This window comes from Dietzia alimentaria 72 (assembly GCF_000226215.1).
GTDB lineage: Bacteria > Actinomycetota > Actinomycetes > Mycobacteriales > Mycobacteriaceae > Dietzia > Dietzia alimentaria.
The window spans coordinates 394185-409970 of sequence record NZ_AGFF01000023.1 but is presented as its reverse complement, the minus strand read 5'-3'; the positions used below and the strand labels follow the sequence as shown (position 1 = coordinate 409970).

The 15786-nt window shown below is 66.3% G+C and carries 15 protein-coding genes and 1 pseudogene; 6 read left to right on the top strand and 10 right to left on the bottom strand.

The window, feature by feature from the left end:
- Window positions 1–8 precede the first annotated feature (8 nt).
- Together ON04_RS11350 and ON04_RS11345 are read left to right on the top strand one after the other, a co-directional pair.
- Complete coding sequence (locus tag ON04_RS11350) at window positions 9–1382, top strand: MFS transporter (protein WP_010541739.1); 1374 nt, start codon at window positions 9–11, stop codon at window positions 1380–1382.
- Window positions 1379–2926, top strand: coding sequence for a pyridoxal phosphate-dependent decarboxylase family protein (locus ON04_RS11345; protein ID WP_010541738.1), 1548 nt, complete (start codon window positions 1379–1381; stop codon window positions 2924–2926). The genes ON04_RS11350 and ON04_RS11345 overlap by 4 nt, the downstream gene beginning before the upstream one ends.
- Before the next feature lie 96 nt (window positions 2927–3022).
- On the opposite strand, the gene ON04_RS11340 is transcribed toward ON04_RS11345, so the two are convergent.
- Entirely contained in the window at window positions 3023–3373 is a 351-nt protein-coding gene (locus tag ON04_RS11340) for a hypothetical protein (protein WP_010541737.1), read from the bottom strand.
- 345 nt (window positions 3374–3718) lie between these two features.
- Here ON04_RS11340 and ON04_RS11335 point away from each other — a divergent pair, with 345 nt between their 5' ends.
- The 3 genes and pseudogenes from ON04_RS11335 to ON04_RS16525 form a co-directional block, all read left to right on the top strand.
- A complete protein-coding gene (locus tag ON04_RS11335) occupies window positions 3719–4459 on the top strand; it encodes a mycothiol-dependent nitroreductase Rv2466c family protein (protein WP_050815341.1) in 741 nt (246 codons plus the stop codon).
- Window positions 4452–5258 (top strand): maleylpyruvate isomerase family mycothiol-dependent enzyme, encoded by an 807-nt coding sequence (locus ON04_RS11330; RefSeq protein WP_010541735.1) that lies wholly within the window; start codon window positions 4452–4454, stop codon window positions 5256–5258. Before ON04_RS11335 ends, ON04_RS11330 begins: the two co-directional genes overlap by 8 nt.
- A gap of 77 nt (window positions 5259–5335) precedes the next feature.
- Window positions 5336–5425: pseudogene (locus ON04_RS16525) on the top strand (IS6 family transposase); the annotation flags it as partial.
- Between the two features lie 87 nt (window positions 5426–5512).
- On the opposite strand, the gene ON04_RS11320 reads toward ON04_RS16525, so the two are convergent.
- The gene (locus ON04_RS11320) at window positions 5513–7144 is read right to left on the bottom strand and encodes an ABC-F family ATP-binding cassette domain-containing protein (RefSeq protein ID WP_010541733.1); all 1632 of its coding nucleotides are present in this window, start codon (window positions 7142–7144) and stop codon (window positions 5513–5515) included.
- A 145-nt stretch (window positions 7145–7289) separates the two neighbouring features.
- Between ON04_RS11320 and ON04_RS11315 the strand changes: the two genes are divergently transcribed.
- On the top strand, window positions 7290–8429 hold the full coding sequence (locus ON04_RS11315; protein ID WP_010541732.1) for a lycopene cyclase family protein: 1140 nt from the start codon (window positions 7290–7292) through the stop codon (window positions 8427–8429).
- Here ON04_RS11315 and ON04_RS11310 read toward each other — a convergent pair.
- The 8 genes from ON04_RS11310 to ON04_RS11275 all read right to left on the bottom strand — a co-directional run bounded on the left by ON04_RS11310 (window position 8415) and on the right by ON04_RS11275 (window position 15648).
- Window positions 8415–9200, bottom strand: coding sequence for a hypothetical protein (locus ON04_RS11310; RefSeq protein WP_010541731.1), 786 nt, complete (start codon window positions 9198–9200; stop codon window positions 8415–8417). The genes ON04_RS11315 and ON04_RS11310 overlap by 15 nt on opposite strands.
- Before the next feature lie 78 nt (window positions 9201–9278).
- The gene (locus tag ON04_RS11305) at window positions 9279–9686 is read right to left on the bottom strand and encodes a metal-sulfur cluster assembly factor (RefSeq protein WP_010541730.1); all 408 of its coding nucleotides are present in this window, start codon (window positions 9684–9686) and stop codon (window positions 9279–9281) included.
- 3 nt (window positions 9687–9689) lie between these two features.
- Window positions 9690–10142, bottom strand: a complete 453-nt coding sequence (gene sufU / locus ON04_RS11300; RefSeq protein ID WP_010541729.1) for a Fe-S cluster assembly sulfur transfer protein SufU — start codon at window positions 10140–10142, stop codon at window positions 9690–9692.
- Window positions 10139–11398 (bottom strand): cysteine desulfurase, encoded by a 1260-nt coding sequence (locus tag ON04_RS11295; RefSeq protein ID WP_010541728.1) that lies wholly within the window; start codon window positions 11396–11398, stop codon window positions 10139–10141. Before ON04_RS11295 ends, sufU begins: the two co-directional genes overlap by 4 nt.
- Window positions 11399–11416: 18 nt before the next feature.
- The gene (sufC, locus tag ON04_RS11290; RefSeq protein ID WP_010541727.1) at window positions 11417–12184 is read right to left on the bottom strand and encodes a Fe-S cluster assembly ATPase SufC; all 768 of its coding nucleotides are present in this window, start codon (window positions 12182–12184) and stop codon (window positions 11417–11419) included.
- A 58-nt stretch (window positions 12185–12242) separates the two neighbouring features.
- On the bottom strand, window positions 12243–13451 hold the full coding sequence (sufD, locus tag ON04_RS11285; RefSeq protein ID WP_010541726.1) for a Fe-S cluster assembly protein SufD: 1209 nt from the start codon (window positions 13449–13451) through the stop codon (window positions 12243–12245).
- Between the two features lie 5 nt (window positions 13452–13456).
- Window positions 13457–14914 carry a Fe-S cluster assembly protein SufB gene (gene sufB / locus ON04_RS11280; protein ID WP_010541725.1) on the bottom strand — a complete coding sequence of 486 codons (1458 nt, stop codon included), beginning with the start codon at window positions 14912–14914 and terminating at the stop codon, window positions 13457–13459.
- The gene (locus ON04_RS11275; RefSeq protein WP_010541724.1) at window positions 14911–15648 is read right to left on the bottom strand and encodes a helix-turn-helix transcriptional regulator; all 738 of its coding nucleotides are present in this window, start codon (window positions 15646–15648) and stop codon (window positions 14911–14913) included. The genes sufB and ON04_RS11275 overlap by 4 nt, the downstream gene beginning before the upstream one ends.
- Window positions 15649–15786: the final 138 nt, after the last annotated feature.

The window sequence follows — 15786 nt, the reverse complement described above, 5'->3', positions numbered from 1 at the left end:
GTCAGGCCATGTCCACTACCCAAGTGACGGGCGCTCCCGGTGACGCGCGACCCGACCGTTCCGCGACCGGACCGGTACTGGCGTCCTATGCGGCGGGCAGTCTCGGCACGGGGGCGTTCGGCACGCTCCCCGGGCTCGTGTTGGCGTACTACCTGACAGATTCGATCGGAGTAGCGGCTGCCCTGGCCACGGTGTTGGTTCTGGTGCCGAAGATGATCGACGTGCTCGCCTATCCGCTGATCGGGGCGCTGTCCGACCGCGCGTCGCACCGGACCGGCTACCGCACGGGATTGATGTTGGTGGGGGCGCTCGCCCTGCCGTTGCTTTTCGTGGCGACGTTCTCCGCGCCGGCCGACTGGGGTGCGGGCCCTGCGGGTGTCTGGGTGATGGGGTTCTTCCTGCTGGCCTCGTTGGCGTACTCATGCTTCCAGGTGCCCTACCTGGCTTTACCGGCCGAGCTCACAGACGACTCTGCTCGACGGGTGACCCTGCTAGCTTGGCGCGTGGCGATACTGGCTGCCGCCATTCTGCTCTCCGGTGGCGGCGGTCCGGCGCTGCGTGACATCGCGGGCGGAGGTGCGCGCGGCTATGTGGTGATGGCGATGGGCGTGGCCGCGCTAATGCTAATAGGGATGTTGTGGGCGACGTTCATCGCGGGCCGTCGCACCATCATGCGGGCGGACGCGCCGGCGGGTGGTCTGGCGCATGAGTACCGCGACGGGATAGACGCCCTACGGACCACGCGCCCCTTCCGGCTCCTGGTCGTGGTGTTCTGTCTGCAGGCGGTGGCGACCGCCGTGATGCTGGCCGGCGGCCAGTATGTTGCGACGTACGTGCTCGGTGACGAGGCCGCGTTGACCGGACTCTTCCTCGCCCTGGTGGGACCGGCACTTGTGGTGATGCCCCTGTGGACCAGGTTCGCGCACTCGCGCGGGAAGGTCGCCGCTCTGATGGCGGCGACGGTCCTGTTCACCGTCGCCGCGCTCATGCTGATCCCGGCCGGGCTGGCGCCCGGCGCCTGGATTCACGTGCCGGTGGCGTTGGCCGGGGTGGCGTACGCGGGAATGCAGGCTCTACCGATGTCGATGCTCCCGGATACCACTGACCTTGACCGCGCACTGGGGGGACGACGACGAAGTGGTGCCATGAGTGGTTTGTGGACGGCAGCGGAGACGGGCGCAATGTCTCTCGGCCCTGTGCTCATCCTGGCGCTGTTGGCGGTGGGCGGTTTCCGGTCCGGCGGGGTGAGCGATCAACCCGCGACGGCGCAGTGGGCGATCGTCCTTGGATTCTCCCTCGTGCCTGCTCTGCTGGCCGGAGCGAGTCTTCTGATGGTACGGGCGCTGGGCAGGTCTTATCCCCGATGGACGGAGAGAGCATGACCAACGACCCACTTGCCGTGGAGGTCTCCGATCGCGGGGCGCTGGCCCTGGCGCGACTCGCACGCCTTCGCGAGACGGACCCTCCCACAACAGGGGGCAGGGTCCTGTCCTACGTGTACGACTCCGGGCTCTCCGAGCTCGACGACCTCGCCATCCGCGCGGCACGCCTGGCCCACGGCGTGAACGGCCTGGATCCCACGGTGTTCGGTTCCGTGGCGCGAATCCACGGCGGGATCGTCGCCCGGGTGCGCGCCGTCCTCGGTGGCGGAGCCGATGTCTTTGGCAGCGTCACCTCAGGCGGAACGGAGAGTTGCGTCCTCGCCTGCCTGGCAGCACGGGAGGTCTGCGGCCGTGAGCCGGGCAGCGGTGGCGCGATCGTCGCACCCGTCACCGTGCACGCTGCCTTCCGCAAAGCGGCCCATCTGCTCGGACTGCGGTTCGTGGGAATCGAGGTGAATCCGGAGACCGGGCGGGTTAGTGCGGAGGAGATGTTGGCGGCCGTGGATGACGACACAGTGCTGGTGGTGTGTTCGGCGCCGTCCTACCCGACCGGCGTGATCGATCCGGTGGCCGAGGTCGCGGCCGGGCTCGAGGCCCGTCACGACCGGCGAATCGGGTTGCACGTCGACGCCTGCCTGGGCGGCATGGTGCTGCCTTTCTGGCCAGGGCAGGACAGCTCCACACTGTGGGACCTCCGGCTGGAGCGAGTCACCAGCGTGTCAGCTGACCTGCACAAGTACGGCTTCGCTCCCAAGGGGACATCGGTCCTGCTCAGCCGCGGTCGTCAGCGTCACCGGGCATCGTGGTTCGCGACCGCCGACTGGCCGGGCTACCCGGTGGTCAACCCGACTCTCGCCGGGTCCAAACCCCTCGAGCCGGCGGCGGCCGCGTGGGTTGTGCTCGAGGCGCTCGGTGACGACGGTCAACGTGAACTTGTCGCGCGGACCGCCCGCGCCACGCACCACCTGCTCGAGGAACTCTCGACCATCGAGGGACTCCGGATCCTTGACCACGATCCAGGACCTCTTATCGCGGTGGCGTCCGACGACACCGCCCCGGAGGGCCGACGCGTCCACCCGCACCTTTGGGCTGACGCGTGCGCACGTCGCGGCATTTCCGTCCAGGCGCAACCTGCGTACCAGCAGGAGCGGGGCGCGTTGTCGTCGTCGTCCCACCTCACCGTGACCCCGGTGACTGGACGTCTGGTGGACGAGATCGTGGACGTCGCGCGTGCGGCAGCCGATGAGGTGCGCGGGCTTCCCGCGCCGACGCCGCCGGCCGGTTTCGCCGATGTGCTCGAGGCGCTGAAATCCGGGGCTCTTTCCCCCGCCGAGATCCTCGCGCTTCCAGAGGACGACGTGCACGCTCTGGTGGTCGGAGTGCTCCCCGCTTCGTCCGTCGCAGACGACGCAGGTGAGCAACGCGCGGCAGAGGGCGTCAGTGGCGGTACCGGTATGGCTTCGCTGCTCGCCGCGATAGAACGACTGCCCGCGGATGTGGGGGCGCGGCTCGTCCGGGCCTACCTGGCTGCGGTGATGGAATGACCGCCTAGTCCGGTTGCCCGCCGGTGGGTCAGTTTCTGGGACGTGAACCGCCCCTCGACCAGGGGTCGAGGGGCGGCACGTGTTCTGTTGCGCCGGTCAGACGAGCACGGCGATCGCTACGTTGACGATGCCGAGCACGCCGGCGACGTGAGCGAGAGTTGCAGTACTCCCCTGGGCCCGGGCCTCCTTGCGTACGCCGATTATCGCGACGACGAGGATGACGATCGCGACCAGGAGCTTGATGCCGATCTTCATGTGGTTGAGCTCGAAACCGTCCTCGAACTCGCGCATCACGACCAGGATCAGGCCGGTCACCACCTGGATGATGGCACCGTGCAGGATTGCCTTGTTGACGTGCGGCGCCTTAATAGTGGCAAGCCAGCCGCCGATAATTCCGGCGAGGCCGATGAAGTGCAGAATGAGAACGATATTAAAGACGATGTCCATGACGCCAGTGTCTCAGTTCGCGCGGAAAAACCCCAGTTAGGGGTTAGGTTTGTGCGGCAACGTGCCCGTGCGAAAGGGCCACGACTGGGCAGCACGCATTGGGCACCACGTACTAGCTGACCGAGCCGAACGGTATTCCGGTAACGCCACCGCGCCTCGAGCATGGCGCGTGCCCTGCTCGCCCGGATCGAGGGCAGCATCCTGCTGGTCAAGGCGCGCAACATGGCCGCGCGGGCTATCGTCGACGACGGGCGACGTGCTGGATCTCTACCTTGCCAAGGAGGCCGCGTGAGAGACGCGACAAACGCCGTGGACGCCGAGTCGGTGGACTTCCACTTCGACCCCATGTGCCCCTTCGCCTACCAAGCCTCGGTGTGGATCCGGGAGGTCCGCGAGCAGACCGGCCTCGCGGTGAACTGGCGGTTCTTCAGCCTTGAGTGGGTCAACCATGTCAGCGGCAAGAAGTACCCGTGGGAGCGCCACTGGTCGTATGGGTGGTCGCTCATGCGGATCGGCGCCTATCTGCGCAGGCGCGACATGAACGCTCTGGACCGCTGGTACGCCGCGATTGGCGCCGAGTTGCACGAGCGTGGCGGATCGCCGCACCGGCCCGAGGTGGCCGCGCGCATCCTCGACAACCTGGGACTTGGTGACCTGGGGTTGGGCGACCTGGGTTCGGGCGCCGACGTGCTCGAGGCCGCCCTGGCTGACCCGACCACCCACGACGACGTCCGGCGCGACCACGAGCGGGTGATCGACGCCGCAGGCTACGGGGTGCCGACGCTCTTCCTGGACGGGCAGCGGTGCCTGTTCGGACCCGTCCTGGTGGACCCGCCGGTCGAGGCGGAGGCGATGGCGCTGTGGCGGGTGGTCGTCGGCATGGCAGCCCTGCCCGGGGTATTCGAGCTCCAGCGGCCCAAGACGCCCGAAGACCAGGCCCGGATCGGCGAGCGGTTGACGCCGTACCTGCAGGGCCGCGACTGGGTGAGCATCGACCGCGGCGAGCTGATCGACCTCGACACGATGGTGGCCGAACACGAGCGGGCCGACACCCGGCAACGGACGGACGGAGATGACGATGACTGAGAAGAACCGGATTGTGGACGCCCTGGTCGGGGTGTGGCGCGACATTCGGGACGTGACCGTGGGCTTCACCGACGAGCAGTGGGCCGCCCCGAGCCCCTGCCCCGGCTGGTCCGCGCACGACGTGGTGGCCCACATCGTGGGCACCGAGGAGATGCTGCGCGGCACCCCGAGCCCCGAGGCCTCCGGTGAGCGGCCGGCCCACGTGCGCAATGAGATCGGCGCGGTCAACGAGGTGTGGGTAGAGCACCTGCGTTCGCTCTCCCCCGCCGAGCTGCTGGCGCGCTTCGACGAGGTGACCGCCGCTCGCGCCGAGGCGTTGCGCGCGATGAGCGAGGAAGAGTTCCACGCTGAGTCCTGGACCCCCGAGGGGCCCGGCACCTACGCGGGCTTCATGCGGATCCGCGTGTTCGACTGCTGGGTCCACGAGCAGGACCTGCGCAGTGTGGCCGGCGCGGAGGGCGGTTACGACTCCGATGCTGCGGAGCTCGCGGTGGCGTTCATGGTGGCCAAGCTGGGATTTGTGGTGGGCAAGCGTGCCGGTGCGCCGCAGCAGTCCACCGTCACTTTCGAGCTCACAGGTCCCCTGGCCCGGACCGCGTCGGTGCTCGTCGACGGCCGTGCCCGCGTCCTCGATTCCCCTGCCGAGAACCCGACCGCCACGCTGAAGCTGCCCACTTCCCAATTCGTCTGCCTCTACGCCGGTCGAGTCGCCGGAGCCGCCGTGGCTGATCGGGTGGAGATCACCGGCGACGAGGAGCTGGGTAGGCGCGTCCGGGACTCACTGGGTGTGACCGTCTAGCCCTTCGCGCAAGGGTGCTGTCGCAAAGTTGACCGGCCGTAACTCGCTGCCGAGTAACCCGCTGGCAGGCTCGCGGTATGAGCATGTTCTCTGGTCGTCACTACCCGCGTGAGGACATCCTCTGGGCGGTGCGTTGGTACTGCCGTTACGGCATCTCTTACAGGGACCACCGGCTGTGGCCGGCCGCTGTTCACGCCGCCCTCATCCAGTGACTCCGTCCACTTTGCAACAGCACCCGTCAAGTGTTCTCTTGCCTATGCCAGCTCCACGACCTCCATGTACTCCTGGCTCCACAGGTCCTCCGTGCCGTCCGGCAGGATGATGACGCGCTCCGGCTCGAGGGCCTCGACGGCGCCCGGGTCGTGGGTCACCAGGACGACAGCACCCTCGTAGGTCCGTAGTGCGTCGAGCACCTGCTCTCGCGAAACGGGGTCGAGGTTGTTTGTCGGCTCGTCGAGCAACAGCACGTTGGCTGCGGACGACACCAGCCCGGCCAGCGCCAGGCGCGTGCGCTCACCGCCCGACAGTGTTCCCGCCGGCTGCTCGAGCTGCGGACCGGTGAACATGAATGCACCCAGCAGGCCTCGTAGCTCCTGCTCCCCCGCGTCAGGCGCGGCGTGGCGAATGTTCTCCCACACGCTTGTGTCCATGTCCAGGGTGTCGTGCTCCTGGGCAAAGTAACCGATCTTCAAACCGTGACCGGAGACGACGCCGCCCTCACCGTCGGTGCGCTCCACTCCGGCGAGCAACTTGAGCAGCGTGGTCTTGCCGGCGCCGTTGTAGCCGAGCACCACCACGCGGCTGCCCCGGTCGATAGCCAGGTCCACCCCGGCGAACACCTCGAGTGAGCCGTACATCTTGGTGAGCCCCTCGGCGAAAAGGGGTGTCTTTCCACAGGCAGCAGGCGTGGGGAACTTGATCCGGGCAGCCTTGTCAGCCACGCGGACCTCGTCGAGATTGTCGATCATCGCGTCCGCGCGCCGGATCATCTGCTTGGCGGCGGCGGCCTTGGTGGCCTTGGCGCCCAGCTTGGCGGCCTGCATCTTGAGTTGCGACGCCTTCTTTTCCGCGTTCGCCTTCTCACGTCGGCGACGGGCCTCATCGGTGGCTCGGGCGTCGAGGTACTTCTTCCAGCCCATGTTGTAGGCGTCGATTTCGCCGCGCACCGCATCGAGGAACCACACCTTGTTCACCACGGACTCAAGCAACTCGACATCGTGGGAGATGATGATCAACCCGCCCTCGTGCTTCTCCAGGAACTGGCGCAGCCAGGTGATCGAGTCGGCGTCTAGGTGGTTGGTGGGCTCGTCGAGCAGCAGCATGGTCTGCGACTTGCCGGCACCGTCAGAAGCGGCGAACAGAATCCGGGCCAGCTCCACGCGTCGACGCTGCCCGCCCGACAGGGTGCCGAGATTCTGGGTGAGGATCCGATCCTCAAGCCCCAGGCTGCTGCAGATCCGGGCGGCCTCACTCTCGGCCTCGTATCCCCCGCGGGCAGAGAATTCGTCCTCGAGCCGGCCGTATCGCCGGACGGCCTTGTCCATGGCCTTGTTGTCCTCGGCCTCGACCATCTGCGTCTGGGCGTCGGTCATGTCCGCCATGAGGACGTCGAGTCCGCGCGCGGAGAGAACGCGGGACCGGGCCAACTGGTCCATGTTGCCCTCGCGAGGGTCCTGCGGGAGATAACCCAGTTCCCCGGTTCGGATGACCTTCCCGGCATAGGGCTCCCCCTCGCCGGCGAGGATCCTCATCGTCGTCGTCTTACCCGCGCCGTTCCTGCCCACCAGACCGATCCGGTCGCCGCGCTGGACCCGCAACGAGGACCCGTCCATGTGGAGCAGGGTGCGCACGCCGGCGCGCACCTCTAGGTCGTCGATAGTGATCACGTGCGCGGGTACCTCGTCTGCTTTCGGGGAAATCGGGCCGATCCGCCACTCTACCGGCGGCCCGAGTCGTGAGACGAGTCCGGTGACCTGCGTCTCCGGCCTGATGCCTTCGCTGACGGCGGTACTGTGAGGAGTAATGGATGCTATGGGGGACGATCTCTTCGATGTCGCCGTGGTCGGACTCGGTCCGGCTGGTCGCGCGCTCGCCTCCCGTTGTGCCGATTCGGGCCTCACAGTCCTGGCCATCGACCCCCGTCCCGACGCGCCCTGGCTACAGACCCTGTCCATGTGGCTCGACCAGTTGCCCCCGTGGCTCACAGAAGAAATGTGCGGTGTCGACGTTCTGGCGAGCCGGGTGTCTGCGCCGGCGCTGTACTCCACGGACCGCGCCGTCCTCCCCCGGGACTACGGCGTGATCGCTAACGACGCCCTCCGCTGCGCACTTCCACTCGGGCCCGGTGTCGCCATCGAACGCACGAGTATCGACGATGCTGGCCTGCGCGCACTCACCAGCCGTGCGCATCGTGTGGTTGACTGCCGCGGCGCCGGAGGCCAGCGCAACCGTGGGCCCCTACAGACCGCCTACGGCATCGTCCTGCACGCCGACGATGCCGCGGCCGCCCTGGGTGGGGAGTCCGCACTACTCATGGACTGGCGCGACGACTACGACGACGAGGAGGGGGCCGTCCCGAGCTTCCTCTACGCGATCCCCCTGGATTCGGACCGGGTTCTCCTCGAGGAGACGTGTCTTGCGGGATCGCCGGGCCCGGGTCAGAGCGTCCTGGCTAGCCGGCTGCGCTCGAGACTGGCAGGTCGGGGGGTCTCGTCGGCTGCCATCGACTCGCCGCTGGCCGTGGAGCGGGTGCGGATCCCGTTGATGCCCCCGTCACCGGCCTCCGACGATCCGCGGGTGGAAAGTTTCGGCACGGCGGGCGGCCACGGCCACGCCGCCACGGGTTATTCGGTGGCGGCGATGTTGGCAGCGGTCCCGGCGGCGGTCCATGCTCTCGGCTCGGGTCGTCCGCTGCCGGCTCCGCGGGCCCGACTGACAACCTCGTTGCATAGGGCGGGTCTCCGGGCGCTGTTGCGAGCCGACGCCCGTACGTTGCGGGAGTTGTTCAACGCGTTCGGCAAGTTGGACGGTCTGCGGCAGCACTGGTTCTTCGACGGTGCGAGTCCGTCCTATCAGGTGGCGTCCGCGATGTGGGGAATGTGGAAGTCGATGCCGCTCAGACAGAAGGCAGGACTTGCGGCGGCGGTCATACGCCCGTCAAGCCGTGGGTGACCTGAACCCGTCGAAGCGCACGGTCAGGCCGTGAGGAACGCGGACGACGCGGAACATCGACGAGAGGGCTGTCGCTGCTACCGCCACAGCGATGAGTTCACAGGTCTCCTCGATGTACATCAACACGAGGTAGGTCGTGGACATCCCCTCGTCCGCGCGGTGGACGAACCCGGTCAGGGTCTCGATGACCAGGGACCCGAGGAGGAAGAGGGCGGCGGAAGCGATCAGTGCCGCGGTGACCCTGCGGTCCAGCGCCAGGACCAGTCTGATCAGCAGGACTGCTACTACTAGCGCGATGATCGATCCGGGGATCACCCAGTTGTAGAACGTGTCGAACGGTAGGTAGGGGGCGAGTCGGTCCCCCACCACGAAGAGTCGTTCGTGCAGTGCCGCGGCTTCATCCATCGATGCCATGACGCCGACGGCCGAGAACAACCACCATGACTTACGGAACCGGGGCGCGGTGACGGCGGCAAGTGCTGCGAAGACGCCCACAACGAGCCATACGGTGGAGGCGAACCAGACGGCGGCATTGCCCTCCGCACCGATGTCGAACGCGGTCCACAAGAGGTTCCACGCGTGGAACGGCTCGTTGCTACCCGTGCGGTGGACCATGTACAGCAGGAATCCGGACAGCGGCGCGAGCAGGATCGCGGGGGGCAGCAGAAGCCACGCGGTCGGTCGAGTCAGGGTATTGCCCTGGTGCGTGCCAGGGTTGCGAAAGTCATCGCCCGGGGCGGCGTGATCAGTGTGATCAGCAGATTCAGGCATTTACCCAGTTTAAGTCGCTGGAGAAAGACCATTGGCGCCGGGGTGCCCGGCGCCAATGGGGGTGTCCCGCGTTCGGGCTCAGACTGTGAAGCCGATCGCGCGGAGTTGCTCGCGGCCGTCATCGGTGATCTTCTGGGGGCCCCACGGCGGCATCCAAACCCAGTTCAACTCGAGTTCGTTCACCAGGTCGGCTCCCACTGTCGCGCTCTGCGCCTGGTCCTCGATCACGTCCGTGAGAGGGCACTCCGCAGAGGTGAGGGTCATATCGACGCGTGCGATAACAGAGCCGTCCGTCTTTCCTGGCCGAACCCAGATGTCGTACACGAGTCCGAGATCCACCACGTTGATGCCGAGCTCTGGGTCGACCACGTCCCGCATGGCCTCCTCGAGATCGGCGACCAGCGCCATGTCCTCCTCGGACTGTTCCGGCTTGTTGGGATCCGGTTGGTATTCGCGGTTGAGGGCGGTGCTCGCCTGATCAGTCATTTTTCACTCTCCTGTGTGATCGGTCTGTCGACCGAGGGCGTCCTTATAGGCCATCCAGCCCAGTAGCGCACATTTGACTCTGGCCGGGTAGCGCGAGACTCCGGCAAGGGCGACAGCGTCGTCGAGGAGGTCCTCGTCGCCTTCTTCCTGACCTCGGGACGAGATCATGGAGTGGAATGCGTCGTAAATCTCCAACGACTCCGCCACCGGACGGCCAACGATGAGTTCTGCCATCATCGACGCAGATGCCTGGCTGATGGAACAGCCCTGGGCGTCGTACGACACGTCCTCGATGGTCGCCTGGTCATCGGACAGCTGAAGCCGGAGGGTCAGCTCGTCGCCGCAGGTCGGATTGACGTGATGGACTTCGGCGCCATAGGGCTCCCGGAGACCACTGTGATGCGGCCGCCGGTAGTGGTCCAGGATGACTTCCTGGTACATCTGTTCGAGCTTCACAAGTGCTTGCCTCCCACTCCGAAGAACTCCTGGGCCCGGCGCAGCGAGCGGGCCAGGGTCTCGACCTCGTCGAGTGTGTTGTATAGGGCGAAAGACGCCCGGACCGTGGATTGTACGCCCAACCTGCGGTGGAGCGGCCATGCGCAATGGTGACCCACGCGGACTGCGACCCCGTCGTCGTCGAGCACCTGGCTCACGTCGTGTGCGTGGACGCCGTCGACTACGAACGAGACGGCTCCTCCCCGCGACACCATGTCGGTGGGGCCGACAATGCGTATGCCCGGAATCTCTTCGAGAGCCGCGAGTGTGGCGACGGTGAGGGCCTCCTCGTGCCGCGCGATCGACTCCATTCCCACGGCTTCGAGGTACCGCACCGCTGCGGCCAGGCCCACGGCCTGGGACACCATCGGCACGCCGGCCTCGAACCGCTGCGGCGGGTCTGCGAAGGTGGATTCCTCCATTGTCACGGTCCCGATCATCGACCCACCAGTGAGTACGGGCGGCATGTCTCGCAAGACTTCCCGACGGCCGTAGAGGACTCCGATGCCGGTGGGACCGAGCATCTTGTGGCCCGAGAACGCTGCGAAGTCCACGCCCAACTCGTGAAAGTCCACGGCCATGTGCGGCACGGACTGGCAGGCGTCCAAGACGACCATGGCGCCCACGGCGCGGGCCGCCTCGACCACTCGGGCGACGTCGGTGACGGCACCGGTGACGTTGGACTGATGCGTCACCGCCACGACCTTGACCGCGTTGGTGAGTTCGAGCGAGTCGAGGTCAATCCGCCCGTCGTCGGTCACCTCGTACCACCGCAGAGTCGCGCCGGTACGACGTGCCAGTTCCTGCCACGGCACGAGGTTGGCGTGGTGCTCGAGTTCGCTGATCACGATCTCGTCACCGGGCTTCACGGCGCGCTCGCCGAAGCGGGCATCGCCGCAGGCGAACGCCACGAGGTTGAGCGCCTCCGTGGCGTTCTTCGTGAAGACGAGCTCGTCTACGTCGGCTCCGACGAACCTCGCGATGTCGGCTCTGGCGCCCTCATAGGCGTCGGTGGCCTCCTCCGCGAGCTGGTGCGCGCCACGATGCACCGCAGCGTTGGAATGCATGAGGAAATCGCGCTCTGCGTCCAGCACCTGGATCGGTCGCTGTGAGGTTGCGCCCGAGTCCAGGTAGACGAGGGGCTTATTGTCACGCACTGTGCGCTGCAGGATCGGAAAATCCGCCCGCAGGGCTGTGAGGTCGAGTGTCGAGGTCATCTTCTCCCAGCTGTCCGATCAGGCGTGTGCCGCGGTCAGGTACTTCTCGTATCCCTCAGCCTCGAGCTGGTCGGCCAGCTCGGCCCCACCGGTGTCAACGACCCGGCCGCCCACAAAGACGTGGACCTTGTCGGGCTTGATGTACCGGAGGATGCGGGTGTAGTGCGTGATGAGGAGGATTCCGCCGTTCTCCTCGGTCCGGTAGCGGTTGACGCCGTCCGAGACCACGCGGAGTGCATCTACGTCGAGGCCCGAGTCGGTCTCATCCAGCACGGCGATCTTCGGCTTGAGCAAGTCCAACTGGAGGATCTCGTGGCGCTTCTTCTCTCCACCCGAGAATCCCTCGTTGACACTGCGCTCGGAGAACGCGGGATCGAAGTCGAGGTCGGTCATGGCTTCCTTGACCTCCTTGATCCAGTGTCGGAGCTTGGGGGCCTCGCCACGCACGGCCGTTGCGGCGGTACGCAGGAAGTTGGCGGTGGAGACGCCAGGGACCTCGGTGGGGTACTGCATGGCCAGGAAGAGTCCGGCCCGGGCACGCTCGTCGACCTCCATCGCCAGGACATCCTCGCCGTCCAAGGTCACGGTTCCGCCCGTGACCTCGTACTTGGGGTGTCCGGCGATGACGTAGGCCAGCGTCGACTTGCCGGAACCGTTGGGTCCCATGATGGCGTGCGTCTGGCCCGACTCGATGGTGAGGTCGACGCCCTTGAGGATGTCGACGGACTCCGCGCCATCCGTCGCGGCTACGCGGGCGGTGAGGCCCTTGATCTCAAGTGTGGTCATGAGTTGGTCTCGCTATCTTTATCGTCAGGTGTCTTTGGGAATGTTTCTGGTGCCGCGGTTACAGACCGGAGGACTGCAATTCGACCTCGACGGCCTCGGTAATTCGCTCGCGAACCTCCGGGACGCCGATCTGGTTGATCACTTCTCCAAAGAAGCCACGGACCACGAGTCGACGGGCCGCATCCTCCGGGATCCCGCGCGACATGAGGTAGAACAGGTGCTCCTCATCGAAGCGGCCGACGGCGCTGGCGTGACCGGCACCGGCGATCTCCCCGGTCTCGATCTCGAGGTTGGGCACGGAATCAGCGCGAGCACCGTCGGTGAGGATGAGGTTGCGGTTCATCTCATAGGTGTCGGTGCCCTCAGCCGCGGCACGGATCAGCACGTCGCCGATCCACACGGTGTGCGCGTCGGGGAGGTTCGACTTGGGGTCGCCCTGGAGCGCGCCCTTGTAGAGAATCTCCGACTTGCAGTTGGGCACTGAGTGGTCCACGAGCAGGCGATGCTCGAGATGTTGACCGTCATCCGCGTAGTACAGGCCGTTGAGGGTGACCTCGCCGCCCGGCGCGGTGAATGTCGCGACCGGTGCAATGCGGACAACCTCGCCGCCGAAGGTCACGGCTGTGTAGGTCAGGCTGGCGTCGCGGCCGACCTGGATGTGGTGGCCGGCCACGTGAACCACGTCGCTGTCCCAGTCCTGGATGACAACCACTTCGAGGTGGGAGGAGTCGCCCACCACGAACTCGATGTTCTCCGCAACGGTGCCGCCGCCCCGCTGGTCGATCACGAACGTGGCCTTGGCGAACTGCTCCAGACGCAGCTGGAGGTGGCCGTAGGCCAACTCGCCCTCGCCGGGGCCGTCGACCGTGACATAGACCGGCTCGGCGAACTCGGTCTCTTTGGCCACGGTCAGCAGCGTGGCTTGGTCAGCCGAGCTGAAGGCCTGAGCAGCAACACGGTCACGCGGTGCTCCGGCCTGACCGATGCGCTTGTCGTCTGTCGCGACCGTCTCCACGGTCAGGCCCTCGCGTTCCGGCACGGAGACCAGAAGCCGCCCGGTGGCCGAGACCCCGGAGCCGTCATGGAGACCACGAAGCCTCCGGAGCGGCGTGAAGCGCCAGGCCTCGTCCTTGTGGGTGGGGACCTCGAAGGCATTCACGTCGAACGAGGTGAACTGGTCGCCTTTGGTCGCGGTGACAGGTACGCCGTAGCTGTCGGTGATCGGCGCAGGACCGGTCGCCGTTGTGGGGGTTGTGGTGTCGGTCATGGTGGTCAGCCCACCGATCCTTCCATCTGGAGTTCGATAAGACGGTTGAGCTCGAGCGCGTACTCCATCGGGAGCTCCTTGGCGATCGGCTCGACGAAGCCGCGCACGATCATGGCCATGGCTTCTTCCTCCGTCATCCCGCGGCTCATGAGGTAGAACAGCTGGTCCTGGCTCACCTTTGAGACCGTGGCCTCGTGGCCCAGGGTCACGTCATCCTCACGGATGTCGATATACGGGTAGGTGTCCGAGCGGCTGATGTTGTCCACCAGTAGCGCGTCGCACTCGACGTTCGACTTCGAACCCTTGGCACCGGGGTTGATCTGGATCAGACCGCGATACGCCGAGCGTCCGCCACCGCGTGCCACCGACTTGGAGACGATGTTCGACGATGTGTTGGGCGCCAGGTGCAGCATCTTCGAGCCAGTGTCCTGGTGCTGTCCCTCGCCGGCGAAGGCCACGGATAGAACCTCGCCCTTGGCGTGCTCACCGGTGAGCCACACGGCCGGGTACTTCATGGTGACCTTGGAACCGATGTTTCCGTCGATCCACTCCATGGTCGCGCCCTCTTCGGCACGCGCCCGCTTGGTCACCAGGTTGTAGACGTTGTTCGACCAGTTCTGGATGGTCGTGTAGCGGCACCGGCCGCCCTTCTTGACGATGATCTCGACGACCGCCGAGTGCAACGAATCCGACTTGTAGATCGGAGCCGTGCAACCCTCGACGTAGTGCACGTACGCGCCCTCGTCGACGATGATGAGCGTCCGCTCGAACTGGCCCATGTTCTCGGTGTTGATACGGAAGTAGGCCTGGAGCGGGATGTCCACGTGGACGCCCGGCGGGACGTACACGAACGAGCCCCCGGACCAGACGGCGGTGTTGAGCGCCGAGAACTTGTTGTCCCCGGACGGGATGACGGAACCGAAGTACTCCTCAAAGAACTCGGGGTGCTCCCGGAAGGCAGTGTCGGTATCCATGAAGATGACACCCTGCTGCTCCAGGTCCTCACGGATCTGGTGGTAGACCACCTCGGACTCGTACTGCGCGGCCACGCCTGAGACGAGTCGCTGCTTCTCGGCCTCGGGAATGCCGAGCTTGTCGTAGGTGTTCTTGATGTCCTCGGGCAGGTCCTCCCAGCTGGTGGCCTGCTTCTCCGTGGAGCGGACGAAGTACTTGATGTTGTCGAAGTCGATCCCGGACAGATCCGAGCCCCACTTGGGCATCGGCTTCTTGTCGAAGATCTTGAGAGCCTTCAGACGCTTGTCGAGCATCCAATCGGATTCGCTCTTCTTGGAGGAGATGTCACGCACGACCGCCTCGGACAAGCCACGCTTCGCGGTGGCACCGGCGTCATCGGAGTCGTGCCAGCCATAGTTGTACTGGCCGAGGGAAGCGATCCGCTCCTCATCGGTGGTCGGCTCGTGCCCGGTGACGTCGGCCGTCACCTGATCTGGGGTGATGGTCATCGCACTGTCCTTTCGGCGGTCGTGACCGACGCGGCTGCGTCGGCCGGTGCAGGCATCGTGGCCGCGAGTGACTCCGCGGACACGGCCCCCGTGGGGATGTTTGTGGTGCAGGCGCAGTTGCCGCCCGCAATGGTGGCGAGACGCTGGACGTGGGTGCCCACGATCTCGGACACCACCTCCTGCTCGGCCTCGCACAGCTCGGGGAAGCGAGAGGCGACGTTCCAGACCGGGCAGTGGTGCTGACAGATCTGCAGTCCGGTCCCCACCTCTTCGACGGAGGATGCGTATCCGGCCTCTGAGAGGGCTGAGGCGATGTCCCCCGCAGCACGCTGGATGTCCGCTTGGCCTTCGGCGGGGCGAACGTGTCCGATCACCGACCGCACGCGCTCGCGTGCGAAGTCGCTGACGGCTTCGCTTCCGCCTACCCGGCGTAGAGCGGTCAGCGCCTCGACAGCCAAGTGGTCGTACCCATGCCGAGCCGTCTCGCGTCCGGTGGCCGTGACCTGGAAGGCTTTGGCGGGACGACCGCGGGTTCCGGCCGGTCGGGTACGGACGGATTCGATTTCTCCGGTCTCGCTGAGATGGTCCAGATGGCGGCGGACGCCAGCGGCGGTCAACCCCAGCTCTCGGCTGATTTCGACCGCGGTGAGTGCTCCTCGTTCTAGCAGGAGCTCTCGGATGGTCGAGCGGGTGTCAGGGCGCGTGCCGCTGTCGTACACGTGCTGCACGCTCATACGCCTCTCCCTTCCGGTTATGCTCGGTGCGCCCCGTGCGGGACGCACCACCTCATATTACGCAACACTCCTGTGACGAAAATATTCCCCCCCACCCCGAACTAGTCCGAAGACGAGGCGGGAGTGGTCCGATTGCAC